Source organism: Nonomuraea fuscirosea (genome assembly GCF_003001935.1).
Classification (GTDB): domain Bacteria; phylum Actinomycetota; class Actinomycetes; order Streptosporangiales; family Streptosporangiaceae; genus Nonomuraea; species Nonomuraea fuscirosea.
In genome coordinates, this window is the sequence record NZ_PVNG01000009.1 from 107,480 (window position 1) to 125,061 (window position 17,582).

Annotated in this window: 11 protein-coding genes; 5 read left to right on the plus strand and 6 right to left on the minus strand. The window is 70.6% G+C overall.

From position 1 onward, the window contains the following. Positions 1-152 precede the first annotated feature (152 nt). Positions 153-959, minus strand: a complete 807-nt coding sequence (locus tag B0I32_RS21580) for a TIGR03619 family F420-dependent LLM class oxidoreductase (protein ID WP_106242180.1) — start codon at positions 957-959, stop codon at positions 153-155. A gap of 433 nt (positions 960-1,392) precedes the next feature. Between B0I32_RS21580 and B0I32_RS21585 the strand changes: the two genes are divergently transcribed. Further along, a complete protein-coding gene (locus tag B0I32_RS21585) occupies positions 1,393-2,346 on the plus strand; it encodes a glycoside hydrolase family 43 protein (RefSeq protein ID WP_106242182.1) in 954 nt (317 codons plus the stop codon). Continuing rightward, on the plus strand, positions 2,343-3,536 hold the full coding sequence (locus tag B0I32_RS21590) for a DUF2786 domain-containing protein (RefSeq protein WP_106242184.1): 1,194 nt from the start codon (positions 2,343-2,345) through the stop codon (positions 3,534-3,536). The genes B0I32_RS21585 and B0I32_RS21590 overlap by 4 nt, the downstream gene beginning before the upstream one ends. A 111-nt stretch (positions 3,537-3,647) precedes the next feature. Here the strand turns inward: B0I32_RS21590 and B0I32_RS21595 are convergent, their stop codons facing one another. Next, positions 3,648-6,224 (minus strand): X2-like carbohydrate binding domain-containing protein, encoded by a 2,577-nt coding sequence (locus tag B0I32_RS21595; RefSeq protein ID WP_219911937.1) that lies wholly within the window; start codon positions 6,222-6,224, stop codon positions 3,648-3,650. A 413-nt stretch (positions 6,225-6,637) separates the two neighbouring features. On the opposite strand from B0I32_RS21595, the gene B0I32_RS21600 reads away from it, so the two are divergent. From B0I32_RS21600 to B0I32_RS21610, 3 genes are read left to right on the plus strand one after another with little or no spacing between them, the layout of a single operon-like run. After that, complete coding sequence (locus B0I32_RS21600) at positions 6,638-7,636, plus strand: ABC transporter permease (protein ID WP_106242185.1); 999 nt, start codon at positions 6,638-6,640, stop codon at positions 7,634-7,636. After that, positions 7,633-8,565 (plus strand): carbohydrate ABC transporter permease, encoded by a 933-nt coding sequence (locus B0I32_RS21605; RefSeq protein ID WP_181307638.1) that lies wholly within the window; start codon positions 7,633-7,635, stop codon positions 8,563-8,565. Before B0I32_RS21600 ends, B0I32_RS21605 begins: the two co-directional genes overlap by 4 nt. Before the next feature lie 26 nt (positions 8,566-8,591). Continuing rightward, positions 8,592-10,265 carry a type 2 periplasmic-binding domain-containing protein gene (locus B0I32_RS21610; RefSeq protein WP_106242188.1) on the plus strand — a complete coding sequence of 558 codons (1,674 nt, stop codon included), beginning with the start codon at positions 8,592-8,594 and terminating at the stop codon, positions 10,263-10,265. Between the two features lie 48 nt (positions 10,266-10,313). On the opposite strand, the gene B0I32_RS21615 is transcribed toward B0I32_RS21610, so the two are convergent. Genes B0I32_RS21615 through B0I32_RS21630 form a run of 4 tightly spaced genes read right to left on the minus strand, consistent with a single transcriptional unit; the run spans position 10,314 to position 17,468 of the window. Beyond that, positions 10,314-12,059, minus strand: a complete 1,746-nt coding sequence (locus tag B0I32_RS21615) for an alpha-1,3-galactosidase-related protein (RefSeq protein ID WP_219911938.1) — start codon at positions 12,057-12,059, stop codon at positions 10,314-10,316. Then, positions 12,034-14,403, minus strand: a complete 2,370-nt coding sequence (locus B0I32_RS21620) for a glycoside hydrolase family 95 protein (RefSeq protein ID WP_106242189.1) — start codon at positions 14,401-14,403, stop codon at positions 12,034-12,036. Before B0I32_RS21620 ends, B0I32_RS21615 begins: the two co-directional genes overlap by 26 nt. An 8-nt stretch (positions 14,404-14,411) precedes the next feature. Next, entirely contained in the window at positions 14,412-15,368 is a 957-nt protein-coding gene (locus B0I32_RS21625) for an acetylxylan esterase (RefSeq protein WP_106242192.1), read from the minus strand. 3 nt (positions 15,369-15,371) lie between these two features. Continuing rightward, entirely contained in the window at positions 15,372-17,468 is a 2,097-nt protein-coding gene (locus tag B0I32_RS21630) for an alpha-galactosidase (protein WP_106242194.1), read from the minus strand. Positions 17,469-17,582: the final 114 nt, after the last annotated feature.

Genomic DNA, 17,582 nt, shown 5'->3' on the forward strand with positions numbered 1-17,582 from the left:
CATCGGCGGCCGGGCAGTCGTTACCAGAACGTCGGCGCGGCCACCGTCGTCGCGGATGCGGCCGACGCCACGGCGGCGGGGGCGGCGATGGTCACAGACGCCAGGGGATGCTCTCCCGGGCACAAAGGTGCCGCGCCCGCACCGCGGGTGCTTCACGCGGGAGGGCCCGCCTTCACACGCTGCACCAGCCGTTCCACCGACCCCCGGTAGCCGTGGAGGTGCTCCAGCCACCATGTGGCGCCCGCCTCGGCGTAGGCCCGCACCGCCGAGCCCGGCTCGCTCACTCCGATGACCGCCACGTCGAGATCGCCCGCGGTGGCCCGGTGCCGGCGCAGCTCGCTGACCTGAGCGGCCAGGCAGTCGGGCGAGAGCGTCATGCGGCCCTCCTGGTCGTCGCCCGCGACGATCCAGCCATCCCAGCGGGCGGCGCGCCGAAGGGCGCCTGCGGTCGTGCCGCCGACCCACACCGGAACCCGAGGGCGCTGGAACGGCAACGGCGCCAGCCGCACCCCGTCCACGGTGTAATGATTGCCCCGGTGATGCACCTCGTCGCCGGACCAGAGCGAGGTCATCACGTCGAGCGCCTCATCGAGCACCGCCCCGCCGGGACGCGCTGAGCCGAAGGCGGTGAACTCCTCCCTCACGCCGCCCAGCCCGGCTCCCAAGATCACGCGGCCGCCGCTCAGCCTGTCGAGCGTCGCCACGGTCTGGGCCAGCACCTCCGGACGATGCCGGGCCACAGCCGTCACCGCCGTGCCCAGCCTGATACGCGAGGTCGCCTGGGCCGCAGCAGCCAGTGCTACCCACGGGTCCGCCGACGGTGTGCCCCAGGCGAAGGCCAGATGATCCCACACCAGCACGGCGTCCCATCCGGCCGCCTCGGCCTCCCGGGCGAGAGCGACCAGGCACGCCGGCTCCGCGAGCTCACCGAGGATCGCGACGTCGATGCCGTAACGCATGCCCCCACCCAAGCACCCGGCACCGACACTTCCGTCACCGCGAAACTCGAGTCCCGCAACGAGAAACTGGCCGGCGAGCTGGGTAAGACCCAGACCGCGCTGGACATTGCAGGACAGCATTCGCGCTGCTTCAGGACATCTCAAGCGCGGGCTCCGACACGAACTGAGTCAGGTCCTGAACGCGTATTTTCCGGCCCTGGAGGCGTCGGCCGGCACGGATGAGGGCGTGCGCGGTTCGGGAAATTCCGGCCACGGTGTACCGTCGGTGACATCCGCACCCGCCCGTGCAAGCACCGCGCCGACCTTCGACCGGCGATGATGGCTGAGCGGGCGGCCCCGGGGGCTCCCCGGGCCGGAGCCGGCCGTTACGATACCTAGCCGCGCGTACCAGAGCCTGGTCACGTGCCACGCGCGCACGAAGAGGGGATCGCCGATGTCCGACGATGCTGGGCTCAGCGGGGAGCGCTCGGCCGGGAGCGGGCGCACGCTCGGCGACATCCAGATCCGCGACCCGTTCCTCCTCGGCGATCGTTCCGTCTACTGGCTCTACGGCAGCACGGACGAGAACATCTGGTCCGGCCCCGGCGTCGGTTTCGACGCCCACCGCAGCCCGGATCTGCGCACCTGGGAAGGCCCGTTCGAGGTGTTCCGGCCGCCTGCCGGGTTCTGGAGCGAGGGCATGTACTGGGCGCCCGAGGTGCACGAGCATCAGGGCCGGTTCTTCATGTTCGCCACCTTCACCGCCCCGGACGGTTTCCGGGGAACGCAGGTGCTCGTGGCGGACGCCCCGCAGGGCCCGTTCACGCCGTGGAGCGAGGGCGCGATCACGCCCCGCAAGTGGCAGTGCCTCGACGGCACCCTCTTCGTCGATGACGCCGGCGCCCCCTGGCTCGTCTACTGCCAGGAGTGGACCCAGATCCACGACGGCGCCGTCTGGGCCCAGCGCCTCACCCACGACCTGCGCGAAGCGGACGGCGTACCCGTCTTCCTCTTCAACGCCTCCGACGCTCCCTGGGCCAGACCGCTCGATCACCCCAAAGCCCACGCCGCCGACCTGCCCGTCTATGTCACCGACGGCCCGTTCCTGTTCCGCCTCGCCGGCGGGCACCTGATCATGCTGTGGTCCAGTTTCGGCGAGCAGGGCTACGCCATGGGCGTCGCCCACTCGTCGTCCGGGCAGGTCACCGGGCCGTGGACGCAGGAGGAGCAGGCGCTGTGGTCGAGGGACGGCGGCCACAGCATGATCGTGCGGCTGCGCGACCAGAGCCTGGCGCTCACTCTGCACCAGCCGAACACCACTCCCCGCGAAGGGGCGATCATCCGTCCCCTCGTGGAGCACGAGTTCACCGTCACCCTCGCCGGGCACGACCTTCTTCCGCGCCGATGAGCGATGAGCTGATCGACGCGGCGATGGACGCGCTGGCGCGCGAGGATCAGGCGGCCTTCGACTCCGCCGCCGCCTTCCTGGCCGACCGGGACGACGCCGACCGCGTGCTGATGGAGGCCGCGACGCGGGCGATCTCAGGGGTGTGGCGCAACGGCTGGCAGCCCGCCGACGTGGTCAGGATCGCGGCCAGGCGGCTGAGCGACCGGCACGAGCGGGTGGCGGCCGATCTCATCGCCTGGGAGCTTCGGGCCTACGCGCGGGCCACGGTGGACGAGCGCTGGCGCGACCAGCTCGCCGGTCTGGCGGCCACGGTGTGGTGGAAGGGCGGCTACCTGGCGGCGCGGCGGGCGCGCGACGGGGCCGGCCGGCTGGTGACCGTCTCCTGCGTGCTGGAACTGCTGGGGCTGCTGACCGGGCTGCCCCGGCTGGAACTGCTGGGCCCGCCGCCGGGCGTAGCCCGCCGTACGGTCCCGGCACGTCCGCACGCGGTCAGCGAGAGGACGCTCACACGGGTACGGGGGCTGCTGGCCAAGGCGGAGTCGACGCCGTACGAGGCGGAGGCGCGGACGTTCACCTCGGCGGCGCAGAGCCTGATGGCGAAGTACAGCATCGACGCGGCGATGCTCGACGCGGCGGCGCTGGAGGCGCGGCCGGGCGGAGGCGCGGCGCCGGAGGGCGTCCGGGTCGGCATCGACGCGCCGTACGAGCAGCCCAAGGCCGTCCTGCTCGACCTCGTCGCCGAGGCCAACAGGTGCCGGGTGATCTGGTCGCGGGAGCTGGGGTTCGCCACCGTGCTGGGGTTCCCGGCGGACCTGTCCTGGGTGGAGATGTTGTTCACCTCGCTGCTGGTGCAGGCGCAGACCGCGCTGGAGAACTCGGGCACCAAGAAGCACGGCGCCGGCCGGTCCAGGAGCAAGGCGTTCCGCCAGTCGTTCCTGTCGGCCTTCGCCTCCAGAATCGGCGAACGGCTCGCCGAGGCCACGGCGGCCGCGGTCGCGCAGGAGAGCGCCGGCCGGGGCGCCGACCTGGTGCCGGTGCTGGCGGCCCGGGAACAGGAGGTGGAACAGGCGGTCGAGCGCATGTTCCCGAACCTGGTCTCGCACCGGACGCGCACGTCCTGGGACCGGGAGGGCTGGGCGGCCGGCCGTACGGCCGCCGATCAGGCCGGCCTTGGCACGCGTGACCGGTAGGACTCCCGGCGCCGTATCAGAGCCGCACCGATCATCACGGCCGTAGGCGTCGTCGCCGGGCGCGTCGCCGGCAGTGGGCCGGGGTGTCCAGTACCCCGGCCCACCTGGGGATCAGCGGGTGGTGTAGCGGATGACGTCGGTGCGCATCACGTCACCCGAAGCCTTGACCGCCTTGAAGGTGTGCTCCTGGTTCTTCAGTCCCGAGACGGTGAACGCGGTCTGCTGCGTCGCCCGTACGGCACTGTGGGTGTCGACCTGGCGGACGGGCTTGCCGTCGATGTAGACGTCGACGAGCCCCTGGTCGGGCCCGGTGGCGGTGATCCAGTCGAGGCCGGTGCCGGTGAACGTGTACGCGACGGAGTCGCCGTCGCGGGTCGTGGCGTGGACGTCGTCCAGATGGTCGCCGCGGAACGCGAAGTCCAGTTGCGCCGCCCCGAGCGGCAGGCCGGCCAGGTAGGACGAGCGCAGGGTCACGGTCGAGCCGGACAGGGTGTAGTCCCGGTCCTTCTCCAGCGCGGTGCCCCCGCGCGAGACGCCGGCGAACTCGCTGCCGTCGCGCAGCAGCTTCACCTGCACGTCCGCCGGCGCCTTCCGGTCGAACGACGCCGCGAACGGGTCGATCAGGCTCGGCTGGAGCACGTCGACGCGGTCGAGCAGCATGAAGGAGCCGGACTTCTTGACCGCCCGCAGCGTGTGGCTGCCGTCGGGCAGGTCGTTCACCGTGAAGACGGTCTGCTGGACGAGGCGGGGCTGGCCCTGCTCGCGTCCGGTGTGCACGGTCTTCACGAACCGGCCGTCGAGGTAGATGTCGACGTCGCCCTGGGACGTGTCCAGTTCGGTGACGTACGAGACGCCGGTGCCCTGGAACGTGTACTCGAACGCGTCGCCGTCGCGCTCGGTGTAGTGCACGTTGTCGTTGTAGTCGCCGAGCCCGCGGCCGGTGCTCTGCGACCAGTTCCCGACGTACGCGATGCCCGGGTCGGTGTCGTCGTGGACGACCGTCCGCACGGGGCCGGTCGACGGCGGGGCGGGGGTGCCGGTGTCGGTGACGTTCACGGTGAGCGGCTGGGAGGTGGCGGCGACCTCCTTGCCGCCGTTGCGGGTCCACTCGCCCTCGTACCGGACGCGCAGGGCGTCGTCGTTGACGGCGAGCGCGGCGCCGCGCTGCGGCGTCACCTTGAGCAGGCGGACGCCGTGGATCGGGACCGTGGTCGCGGTGTACTTGTCGGCGAAGCGGCCGAGGTCCTTACGGGCCCACAGGTCGCGTACGGTGGCGGCGCCGTTCAGTCCGATGTCCGACCATTTGACGGTGATGTCCTTGTCGGTACGGCCGAGGTTGAACAGCGCGACCGTGTAGCTGCCGTCGGCGTTGAGCGCGTACCAGACCTGCTGCTGCGTCGTCGTGGAGACCGGGCGGGCCGGGGTGCCGGCCTGGTCGGCCGCGATCACCTCGGGGTTGGTGAGCAGGCTCAGCCCGTACGCGTCCAGCTTGGTCAGGTCGTTGCCGGTGTACAGCGGTGCGGCGGAGATCGCCCACAGCGTCATCGCGGTCCGCCGCTCGTCGCGGGTCAGGCCGTCCATGGTGCCGTTGCCGATGTCGAGCGAGTCGAGGTCGTTCCACCCGCCGTTCCCGCCGTGGCGCCACCAGGTCGACACGAGCGGGAAGAGCCGGGCGATGTTCTGCCACTGGGTGAGGGCCTCGCCGGCGCAGTAGCACTCGACGTCCCAGTCGATCCGCCAGCCGTTCGCCTTGGACCGCCAGTAGCCGGCGTACTTCGGGTCGAGCGCCCAGGACAGCTCGAACCAGATCTTGCGTGCCTTGAGCGCCGCCGACCAGGCGGCGACGTCGTCGCGGGCGTCGAGCGACAGGTCGCTCACGCCGGATCCCGGCGTGACGCTGTCGAACTTGACGAAGTCGACGCCCCACTGGGCGAGGAGGTCGGCGATCGAGTCGACGTACTTCTGGGCGCACGGATTCGAGAAGTCGATCCGGTAGCCGATGTTCCAGTAGTCGGAGGGCCGCAGGGGCTGGGCGGCGATGGCGCGCGTGGTGCAGCCGGGGGCGCCGGCGATCGGCAGGTTCGCGTTGTAGACGTCAGGGCCGATGCCGGGGATCAGGTAGAGCCCGAACTTCTGGCCGTTGGCGTGGACGTGGTCGATGACCTTCTGCAGGCCCTGCGGGTAGAGCGTGGCGCTGGGCTTCGGGCGGCCGTTGGCGTCGAACCCGTCGTTCCATCCGGCATCGACGTTGATGTACTCGTAGCCGTACTTCTGCAGCTTGGCGCGCATCGCGTCGGACTGCTTGATGATCTGGTCGGCCGTGATCCACTTCCCGTTCCCGGAGTAGACCTGCATGCTGTAGCTGCTCCACCCCATGTACGGCCGCACGGCCCAGGGGTCGGCGGTCGAGGCGGCGGGCCCGTCGGCCGCCGCGGTGGACGGGCCGGGTGCGGGCGTGGCGGCCCGCGCGCCCAGTGCCGGGCCCGGCTTGGGACCGGTGACGGCCGACGGCCCGGCGGTCGGCTCGGGGCCGGTAACGGCGGTCGGCCCGGCGCTCGGCTCGGGGCCGGCGGTGGCGGACGCCGGCGGGGCGCTCGGCGACAGGAGCAGCGCGGCGGACAGTACGGCGGCGGCGGCGCGGGTTCGCCGGCCGCCTAAAGGTGCGGCGAAACGTAGCGGTGACCTCACGGTCACACCTCCTGAGGTGCGTACCGATCCTCGAACCAGGCGTCGGATGGACGGCGACCGCTGGGGTGCGGCACCCGAGGCCCGGCGCTCGAAGCCGGTGCGGATGGGCGAGTTCGAGATGGGCGCGAGAACTCGGTGCCATGTGGGGTGACGAGCACAGAGTGCCGCCGAGCGTAGGCCCGGTACGGGCGGCAAATCAATACTTGACGAAGGAAATTATTGGGCTTACGTTTCGGCCATGTTTCTAAAAATCGGCGCTACGGGTGCCGCCACCCCGCCCCGGATCGAGGAGGTGTGACTGTGAGGACACCGTCAGGCGCCCCTCGACCCGTCGTCCCGCAGGCGGCTTGGGCGGCGTTCTCGGGCCTGGGTACGGTGCGAACCGGCCCATCCGCCCGGAAGCGGGCGGTCTGATGTCGGCCACCACTTCGCCTCCGCTTCGCTCGCCGAGCGCGAACGAGGACCCGGCCCGCCCGGCCGGCCCGGCGCATCGGCGCCGCCGCTGGTCGGAGGCGCGCAAGTCCTGGCGGCTGCACTGGCAGCTGTACCTGCTGGTGAGCGTGCCGGTCGCCTATTTCATCGTCTTCAAGTACATACCGATGGCGTTCAACGTCATCGCGTTCAAGGACTACAGCCCCGTGCTGGGCCCGTGGGCCAGCGAGTGGGTGGGGCTTGAGAACTTCGAGCGGCTGTTCAGCAACCCGGTCTTCGTCGACCTGCTGACGAACACCTTCCTGCTGTCCTTTTACGTGGTGCTGGCGAGCTTCCCGATCCCGATTCTGCTGGCGCTGGCGCTGAACGAGATCGGCAACGGCTGGTTCAAGCGCACCGTGCAGATGGTCACCTACGCGCCGTACTTCATCTCCACCGTGGTCGTGGTCTCGATGATCATCCTGGTGCTCTCGCCCCGGATCGGCATCGTGAACCAGGTGCTCGCGCTGTTCGGCGTCGCCCCGGTCGACTTCCTCGGCGAGCCGGACGCCTTCCGGCACATCTACGTGTGGAGCGACGTCTGGCAGACCGCCGGTTACGCGGCCGTCATCTACCTGGCCGCGCTGGCCGGCATCGACCCGGCGCTGCACGAGGCGGCCAAGATCGACGGGGCCAGCCGGCTGCAGCGGATCCGGTACGTCGATCTGCCGGGAATCATGCCGACCGCGGTGATCATGCTGATCCTCGGCGTGGGCAACATGATGGCGATCGGGTTCGAGAAGGCGTACCTGCTGCAGAACAACCTGAACCTCGCGCAGTCGGAGATCATCCCGACCTACGTCTACAAGACCGGCCTGATCAACGCGGACTTCAGCATGGCCGCCGCCGTGGGCCTGTTCAACTCGGTGGTCAATCTCTGCCTGCTGCTGGTGGTCAACTTCGCGGCCAAGCGCGTCACCGGAAGAGGACTGTGGCGATGACGACCATGCTCACCTCCAAGCTGCGGCGCACCGGCCCGGCCGCGTCGAAGGTCCGCGAACCGCTCGGCGACCGGCTGGTGCTGATCGTCGTCAGGCTCATGCTGCTGGTCGTGCTGGCGATCGTGCTGTTGCCGCTCATCTACATCGTGGCCAGCTCGCTCAGCAGCCCGGCCGCGGTCAACGCGGGCCGAGTGCGGTTCTGGCCGGTCGAATTCTCGCTGGAGGCGTACCAGACCATCCTGAACAACGCGGAGATCTTGCAGGGATATTACAACTCCCTCATTTACGCCGCCGCCGGCACGGTGATCAGCGTCACGCTGACGGTGGCCATCGCGTATCCGCTGTCGCGCAAATCCTTTTACGGGCGCAATGTGCTGATGACCCTGCTCATCTTCACGATGTTGTTCTCCGGCGGTCTCATTCCGACGTACATGGTGGTCCAGGACGTAGGGCTGCTCGACACGCGCTGGGCCCTGCTCATTCCCAACGCGATCGGCGTCTGGCAGGTGATCATCGCCCGCACGTTCTTCGCGAACTCGATCCCCGACGAGCTGTACGAGGCGGCGATGCTGGACGGGGCGAGCGGGATGAGGACGCTGCGGTCGGTGGTGCTGCCGCTGTCGAAGCCGCTGCTGGCCGTGCTCGCGCTGATGTACACCGTCTATCAGTGGAACACCTATTTCGACGCCCTGGTCTATCTCAAAGACCCTGATCTGTTTCCGCTGCAGATCGTGTTGCGCAACATTCTTATTCTCAACACGCCCAGGACCGGCGCCGTCGATCTGGCCCAGCAAATGCATCAGATCCAGCTCGCCAACGTCCTCAGATATGCGCTCATCGTCGTCTCCAGCCTGCCCGTGCTGATGATGTACCCGTTCATCGCGCGGCACTTCACCAAGGGCGCGATGGTGGGGGCGGTCAAGGGGTGAAGGAAATCAAGAAAAGGAACAGTGCCATGAAGCCGCATTCACCGGGAAACAGGATCGCCGCAGTCGTGGCCGCCGCGGCGTTGCTCGCGGCGGGCTGCTCCTCCGGCGGGAACCAGAGCAGCACGGACAGCGCCCCCAAGGCGAAGACGGAGGGCGACAAGGTCGTCGTCTCGGTCATGGCGGCGGCCAACCCCGACATGAAGCTCGACACCAACCAGACCACTGCCCTGCTCAGCGACAAGTTCAAGATCAAGTTCCAGTGGCAGCCCACCACGATGGACGGCGCGGCGGCCAAAGAGAAGCGCCAGATCGCGATCTCGAGCGGCGACTACCCGGACCTGTTCCTGCTGATCCCCTACGTGGACGCGTTCACCAAGCCCGAGCTGCAGAAGCTCGGCAAGCAGGGTGTCGCGATGCCGCTGGAGGACCTGATCAAGCAGCACGCGCCGAACATCCAGAAGGCGCTCGACTCCAACAGCGTGCTCAAGGCGATGTCGACCGCGCCGGACGGGCACATCTACGCGCTGCCGCAGTGGTCCGACTGCTACCACTGCACCTACCCCAACAAGTTGTGGATCAACTCCGCGTGGCTGAAGAAGCTCAAGCTGGAGATGCCGAAGACGACCGAGGAACTGCGCGAGGTGCTGCGGGCGTTCAAGACGAAGGACCCGAACGGCAACGGCAAGGCCGACGAGGTCCCGATGACCACCGACAAGCAGAACAGCACGCTGATCGGCTACCTGATGGGAGCCTTCGCCTACGCCCCGTACGGCGCCGGCAACGGCGTCCCGTCACTGCTCGAGCTCAACGGCGGCAAGGTGAGCACGCCCGTCGACAAGCCCGAGTGGCGCGAGGGCCTGAAGTACATCAAGTCGCTCTACCAGGAGGGCCTGATCGACCAGGCCTCCTTCACCCAGAACGCCGAGGCGCTGCAGGCCGTCGGCAACGACCCGGACGCGGTCCGCATCGGCTCCTCGCCCGTGTTGTGGCCCGGCATCTTCGTCCAGCTCGGCTCCAAGGACGGCCGCGACGAGCAGTACGACCCCGCGCCGCCGCTGACCGGCCCCGACGGCACGAGCCTCACCGCGTACAACAACCCGACCTCGATCGGCTACACCTTCATGCTGACCAACAAGTCGAGCATGGAGGCGCGCGTCGCGGCGATCAAGATGCTCGACTACATGTACACCGACGAGGGCGCGATCATCGCCAACTCCGGCCCCGAAGGGGTCGGCTGGGTCAAGCCCGGCCCCGACGACGTGGCCCTCGACACGAAGGCGAAGCCCGTCTGGAAGAACCTGACCGGCACCCCGAAGAACATCGCCTGGGAATCCATGGGCCAGTACCACCTCCCGCTCCCGCTGCGTAACGCCCAGGCGGTGCCGAAGGACATCTACTCCGAGGCGGGTCTCGAACGGCGGCTGTTCCAGGCGACGCAGGCGTACGAGCCGCACGTGGACAAGGCCAAGGTCTTCCCCGAGGCGCAGGTCTGGACCGACCCGGGCGTGGTCTCCGAGCTGGCCACGCTGAAGACCAACCTCGACAGCTACGTCAGCCAGGGCCAGCTCGCCTTCATCACCGGGTCGAAGAACATCGACACCGAGTGGGACGCCTGGGTCAAGGGCCTGGACGGGCTCGGCATGAAGCGCTACCTCGAGCTCAACCAGCAGGCGTACGACAAGAACAAGCCCAGCAGCTGACGTGATGAGGGGAGTCCCGGCCCGGCCGGGACTCCCCTCATTCGCCGATCAGCGGTCGTCGCCGGCGATCACGATGCCGGAGCTGTCGTGGAAGACGAACAGCGGCCGTTCAGGCCCGTCCGGGCGGCGTACGACGTTGCCGGTGAAGCGGAACCCGCGGACGCCCTTGACGTCGGCCACGGTCACGTCGGAGCCGATGTCGAACGTGTTGTCCTCGACCGAGATGCCGTGGTGCACCTCGGCGGGGACCTCGTTGGTCGGCTGCACGAGGATGACGGGGCCGGCGGGCCTGGTGAAGGTGTTCCCCCTGATGGTCACGTCGGTGACCGCGCCGGACTCGTACCACGAGGAGGCGTCGGCGGAGATGAAGACGCTCGCCATCGACATGCCGTCGAACCGGTTGCCGGTGATGAGCACCGGCTTCGGCGTGGTCACCAGCACGCCGCGGGTCGGCACGTTGCGGAAGACGTTGCCGGAGACGAGCACCTCCGGCGCGTACGTGAGGTTCTCCGTGACCGTGCCGCCGGCCGCCACGCCATCGGGCACCGGGCGGTCGAACGTCACCGTCATCGTGGTCAGCGGCCGGGTGTGGTCCGTGCCGCTCGGCCCGTCCACCGCGGTGACGGTCGCGGGCGGGCCGGGGAGCGGGGTCATCGAGCGCTTGTCGATGAAGCGCACCTGGTCACCGGGGTAGAACTGGGGGAATCCGGCCGTCTCAAGGTGCTTGTAGGCGAGGGTGAGGGCAGCCGGTTCCGGTTTGCCGGTCACCTCCAGGTAGGTCCCGTGGACGTTGATCGGATCGTCGTGCGGCCCGTCGAAGGTGCAGCCGGTGATCGTGACCTTGCCCTTGACGCCGGACAGGTTGACGTGGTCGGCGAAGGACGACGACGAGCGGCCGGACGCGGGGTCCGGGGCGAAATTCACCCGGTCGATCGTGATGTCCTCGCTGAACTGCCCCACGACGCCGAACTCCTGGAGGTGGTGCAGGTTCATTGCGCGCATCACGACATTTCGTGACTCCCAGATGAACGCCCCCGGGTGCAGGCGCTCGATCAGCCGCATCTGGTAGACGAGGCCCGCGTCGGCGGGTGGCGTCGCGCTCGCGTAGTCGATGCGGATCCGGCCCGCGCCCAGGTCGGTGACCGCGGCGACGCCGGTGAACAGCGGGTTGTCCCCGCGCCAGGTCCGCTGCGCCGCGGGGTCGTGGATCTGGGTGTACGCCAGGCCGTCCACGCCCGACCAGTACGGCCGCCCGCCGGCCGGGGAGGTCTCGCCGAGCCAGGTGATGTGGGTGCCGTCGATCCGGTAGCGGGTGCCCTCAGGGAGGGACAGGACACGCCAGGCCCGTCCGCCGGTGACGCCGGCCGCGGCGACCGTCGCGTCGATCACCTTGGGGACGGCGTAGTCGACGGAGAAGTTCGTGAACGTCACGTTCGCCGAACGGATCGCCGCGAACGCCGTCTGCGGCCCGTGGTAGATCAGCCTGGCGCCGCGGCCGTCGACCGTGACGTCGCTCATGTCCTCGACCAGCAGCCCGATCCTCTTGTCCCGGTAGCGCTGGTCGGCGCCGACGGTGTTGGACACGTACAGCTCACGGACCTCGGCCTGCTCGGGATAGAGCTGGTACGTGCCGCCGGCGAAGACGATCTCGACGGGACCGCGGAGGGTTCCGGCGTACCGCAGTGCCGCGGCGACCGCGGGGGCCGAGTCGGCCCGGCCGGTGGGGTCGGCGCCGAACGCGGTCACGTCCACCTGGGACGCGCCGCGCTCAGGCCGTGAAGTGGTGCTCCTCAAGCATGAATCCTTCCCCTGGACGGCAGGCGACGTCGATGACGGCGTCGCGATGGCGGACGCGGGTGCGCGCCGCCCGGTCGCAGTGGATCCGGGCCCGATGCAGGCGCCCGTCTCGCCAGGCCACGTCGACCGTGAAGCCGCCGCGGGCGCGCAGCCCCCGGACCGAGCCGTCACGCCAGGCGGACGGCAGCGCCGGCAGCAGCTCGACCTCCTCGCCGTCGGACTGCAGCAACATCTCGGCGAGCGCGGCGGTGCCGCCGGCGTTGCCGTCGAAGGAGTAGATGTTCTGCTCGGCGCCGGCGACCCCGCCGACGGAGTAGCTGAGCAGGTTCGCCTCGCTGGCTTCCGTGATCAGCTTGGTGAGGTGGGTCAGCGCCTTGTCGCCGTCGAGCAGACGGGCGTAGAAGGCGGCGAAATTGGCCTCCACCCACTCGGTCTGCTCCCAGCCCGGCGCCCGCTGCCGGCGTTCCAGGACCACCTCGGCGGCACGAGCGAGCTCGGGCGTGCGGCGCGGCGTGATCTGCCGCTCGGGGAACACCGCGCACAGATGGGAGGTGTGCCGGTGGGCGGGGACCGCCTCCTCGGCGTCGTCCAGCCACTCCTGCAGCTGGCCGTGCCGGCCGATCAGGAACGGCGACAGCCGTTCCCGCGCGGCGGCCACGCGCTCGCGCAGGTCAGGATCGCAGTCGAGGATGGTGGCGGCCTGACCGCAGATCCGCAGGATCGCCTCGGCGAAGACGCGGTCGACCGTGTTGCCCATCGCGATCGAGCACGGGGTGCCGTCCGGCGCCAGGTACCAGTTCTCCGGCGAGTCGGACGGACCGGCCACGAGCCAGCCGTGGACCGGATGGGGCACCAGATAGGAGAGCAGGAACAGGGCGGCGTCGCGGAGGACGGGGTAGGCCTCCTCGCGGAGGAACTCCTCGTCGGGCCGGTACTCGTAGCGCTCCCACAGCTGCAGGGCGAGCCAGGCGCCGCCGGTGACGTTCAGGCCCCAGCCCAGGCCGGCGCCGGGCGCGGTGTAGCCCCAGGCGTTGGTGACCGTGTGCGCGACCCAGCCGTCCGCGCCGTACATCCCCTTGGCGGTGGCCCGGCCGTGCGCGGCGAGCCGCTGGAGGAACCGGACCAGCGGGGTGTGGCATTCGGCGAGGTTGGCCGGTTCGGCGGCCCAGTAGTTCTGCTGGGTGTTGATGTCGAGGTGGAAGTCGTCGCTCCAGCCCGAGGTGCTGGCCAGCCCGTCGTTCCAGACGCCCTGCAAGGCGAGCGGCAGGGGCGAGTCCTCCCGTGAGCCGGCCATGGTGAGGTAGCGGCCGTACTGGAAGTACAGGGCGATCAGGTCGTCGTCGCGCTCGCCGCGGGCGAGACGGTCCCGGCGGACGTCGGTGGGCAGGTCGACCGGCTCGCCGAGGTCGATCGACACCCGGCCCATCAGGCGGCGGTGGTCCTCGACGTGCGCGGCGCGTAGCACGTCGTAGCCGGCCTCGGCGGCCGCTGCGATCAACCGCTCCGCCCGCTCGGCCGGGTCGTCGCCGGCCCAGTCCGTGCCGACCGCGACCAGCACGACGGCCGCGTCCGCGCCGGTCACGGCGACCGTGCCGGCGTCGCGGCGCAGCGTCCCGCCCTCGGCCTCGATCCGGACCCGGATCTCGACGGCGGCGCCCCGGGTCCCGTCGCTGTGCAGCGACTCGACCGCGCGGCCGCTGAACGCGAGACCGCAAGTGACGCCGGACGTGACGCCGGACGCGAGGCCGGACGCGAGGCCGGACGTGACATCGGCGGCGAGGCCGGAGGTGACGCCGGGCGCGGTGGTCGTGACCTCGCCGGGGAACACGCTGTCGTCCAGGCCGGCCGTGAAGCCGACCGCGCCGGGCCGATCGGCCGTCAGGCGCAGCGCGATGACCCCGTGAGGATGGGAGGCGAGCACCTCCCGTACGTGATGGACGCCGTCCTGCTCGAACTCGACCCGGACGACTCCTTCGTCGAGGTCCAGCAGGCGACGGTAGCCGCGGAACCCGCCGCCGCCGAAGTCCAGCCGCAGCCGGGGGAGCGGCAGGTTGGTGCCGAACGAGGCCGGCCGGCCGAGCAGGTGCTCCTCGGCCAGCCGCTGGGCCTCGGCCGGCCGGCCGTCGAACAGCAGCCGCCGCACGGTCGGCAACGCGCCGAGCGCCGTGGGGCTCACGTCGGTGGCCGAGGGCGCCCCCGACCACGCGGTCGACTCGGACAGCCGGATGCTCTCGGCGCCCACACCGCCGTACACCATGCCGCCGAGCCGGCCGTTGCCGATCGGCAACGCGTCGAACCAGCGCTCGGCGGGCCGGTCGTAGCGGAGAACGGTGGAAGACATCGGACTCCTCATGCCAGCTGATCGCGCAGCCACGGAAGCTGGACCGGCGCCTGGAACGTCCCGCCGCCCTCGTGCCGGTTGTACGGCCAGACCTGCATCCGCTTCGGCCCCGCGTAGTGGTTGTAGGCGGCGTAGACCGTGGACGGCGGGCACACGTCGTCCATGAGGCCGACGGAGTACAACGCCGGCGCGGTGGCCCTGGCCGCGAAGTTCACGCCGTCGAAATAGCGCAGAGTGCGGAAGACCTGCTCGACGCGATCGCGGTTGGTCGCGCAGAAGACCGACAGCTCCTGGTACGGGTAGGAGTCGGTGATCTCGGTGGCCCGCCGGAAGGAGGTCAGGAACGGCACGTCGATCAGCGCGGCCCGGACCTGGCGGTGCAGACCGGCCACCGCCTGCGCGATGCCGCCGCCCTGGCTCGCCCCGGCCACCACGATGCGGCCCGGGTCCACCGCGGGGAGGGTGCCCGCCAGGTCCACCGCCCGGACCGCGTCGGTGAACAGCCGGCGGTAGTAGTACTCCTCGGGGTCGAGCACGCCCCGGGTCATCAGGCCGGTGTGGTGCGGTGTGCCGTCGCCGGGCAGGTCGGGGGTGTCTCCGTCGCCCTGCCCGCGGGAGTCCACCACGAGCACGGCGTAGCCGGCGGCCGGCCAGAGCAGCCATTCGTGCGGACGCCCGCGCCCGCCGCCGTACCCGATGAACTGCACGACGCACGGCAGCGGCCGCTCGCCGACGACGGGCTCGATCAGCCAGGCGGCCACCCGCTGACCGTCGTGGCCGCTGAACCGCACGTCGAAGACGCGCACCCCGGGCAGCAGCGCGTCGTAGGGCGTCACCTCGGCCGCCAGGTCGTGCTCGCGGGCGGCGCTGAGCGTACGGGACCAGAAGGCGTCGAAGTCGTCCGGCTGGTCGAGGGCCGGGCGGTAGTCGCGCAGCCGGTCGAGGGGAAGGTCGAACATGGCCATGGGTCAGTCCTCGATGCGGATGAGCTGGACGAGGGCGCTGGCGTGGTCGCCCTCGGGCAGGGGGAGGGGAAGGCCGGACCGCAGCAGGACGGCTCCGGAGTAGGTGGCGCCGGTGTCCGGATCCCGGTAGGTGGCGCCGGGATCGAGCGCGGTCAGCCGCAGCGGGGCCGGTTGATGCCCGTACGGGCGCGACGGGCACCAGGCGAGCACCACGAACCGGTCCTCGTGCGCGAATCCCACCGCCGTCAGGGTGCCCTCGCCGGTCAGCCGGTACGCCGTGCCGTGCTGCACCGCCGGCCGGATGCGTTTGTACGTGGCGATCAGCTCGGTGGCCTCCTTGAGCTCGTCCTCGGTCCACGTGGCGAGGTCGCCGCCGACCCCCAGCGCCCCGGCCATGGCGACGTGGAACCGGAAGCGCAACGGGGTCTGCCTGGCGGTGGCCACGTTCGGGCTGTCGGTCACCCACGCGCCCATGACCTGGGCCGGGAAGAGCTGGCTGAAGCCGTGCTGGATGGCGATCCGGTCGACGGGGTCGGTGTTGTCCGAGGTCCAGATCTGGTCGGTGCGGGCGAGGATGCCCAGGTCGGCGCGCCCGCCGCCGCCGGCGCACGCCTCGATGCGCAGACCGGGATGATCGGCGCGGAGCCGATCCATGATCCGGTAGACCGCCCGCGTGTGCTCGATCCACAACCGGTCGGGGTCGTCGTGCCCGGGCCAGCCGGCCTCGGTGAACGGCCGGTTGGCGTCCCATTTGAGATAGTCGATGTCGTGCTCCGCCACCAGCCGGTCGAGCCAGGCGTGGGCCCAGGCGGCGGTGTCCGGCCGGGCCAGGTTGAGCACGAGCTGGTGCCGCAGCTCGGTACGTTCGCGGTTGGCCATGTGCATGACCCAGTCCGGATGCGCCCGGTAGAGGTCGCTGTCGGGGTTGACCATCTCCGGCTCGACCCACAGCCCGAAGCGCATGCCGAGCCGGTGCACCTCGGCGGAGAGCGACCGCAGGCCATGGGGGAAGCGGTCCGGGTTGGGCGTCCAGTCGCCGAGGCCGGCGTGGTCGCCGACGCGGCCGCCGAACCAGCCGTCATCCACCACGAACAGCTCGACGCCGATCCGCGCGGCCTGCGCGGCCAGCGCCGTCTGGCCCGCCTCGTCGACGTCGAAGCCCGTCGCCTCCCACGAGTTGTAGAGCACCGGCCGCGGCTCGCCGGGGTGCGGAAGCACGTGCCGGGCGACGTACGCGTGCCAGGCCCGGCTGGCCGCTCCGAACCCGCCGGCGGTGAACAGGCCGGCGAAGACCGGCGTGCTGAGGGTCTCGCCGGGCGCGAGCGACCAGGTGAGCCCCTCGTGGCCGTGGCCGCCGGTCCACGTCGTGCGGCCGGCCGGGTCGCGGTGCAGGGTGATCCGCCAGCTGCCGCTCCAGGCCAGGGCGGTGCTCCACACCTCACCGTGCTCCTCGCCGGCCGTGCCGTCGTCGAAGGCCAGCCAGGGGTTGGCGTGGTGGCTGGTCAGGCCGCGCCGGCTGGTGAAGACCGTCTCGGCGGTGGCGACCTCGGCCCGGCGCAGCCGGAACTCGCTGTTCCAGCCGCCGACCAGGTGACTCACCCGGTAGCCGTCCCGGCCCGGCAGGGTCCACGCCGCGCTGTCGCAGCGCCGCAGCGTGATCGGGAGCCGATCGTCGCGGTTCTCGACGGTGGTCCACCGCTCGATCACGTCGCTGTCCTCGTGCACCCGGTAGTGCAGGGTGAGCCGCAGCGGGTAGTGCCGGTCGTCCAGGTGGATGCTCAGATAGCCGTCGTCGGCGTCGTGGCCGGCGTAGCGCCACTCGACGGCGCGGGTGCCGTCGGCGAAGCGCACCTGCAGGCCGGGCGGCCCGAAGCGGGCGCCGCCCTCCACGGCCAGCTCCTCCGCCCCGCCCACGGCGTCGAAGCTGCTGCCCGCCGCCGGGGTGCGCTCGGCCAGCTCTCCGGCCTGCTCCAGGGTCAGGGCCGCACCCCAGTGCACGTGCCGCACGGTGTCGTCCTCGTCGATCCGGACGGCGTACGACGTGGACGGGGTACGCAACAGCCACAGGCGCCGGCGGGGCTCGAACAGCGGAGGGGACATCTGGCTCCTTGGTGGTGATCGTGGGAGCGTGGGCGGTGAGTGCAGTGAGCGTAGGTCCGCGCTCGCGGCCAAATCAATACTTGACGAAGGAAATTATTGTGCCTAGATTTCAGT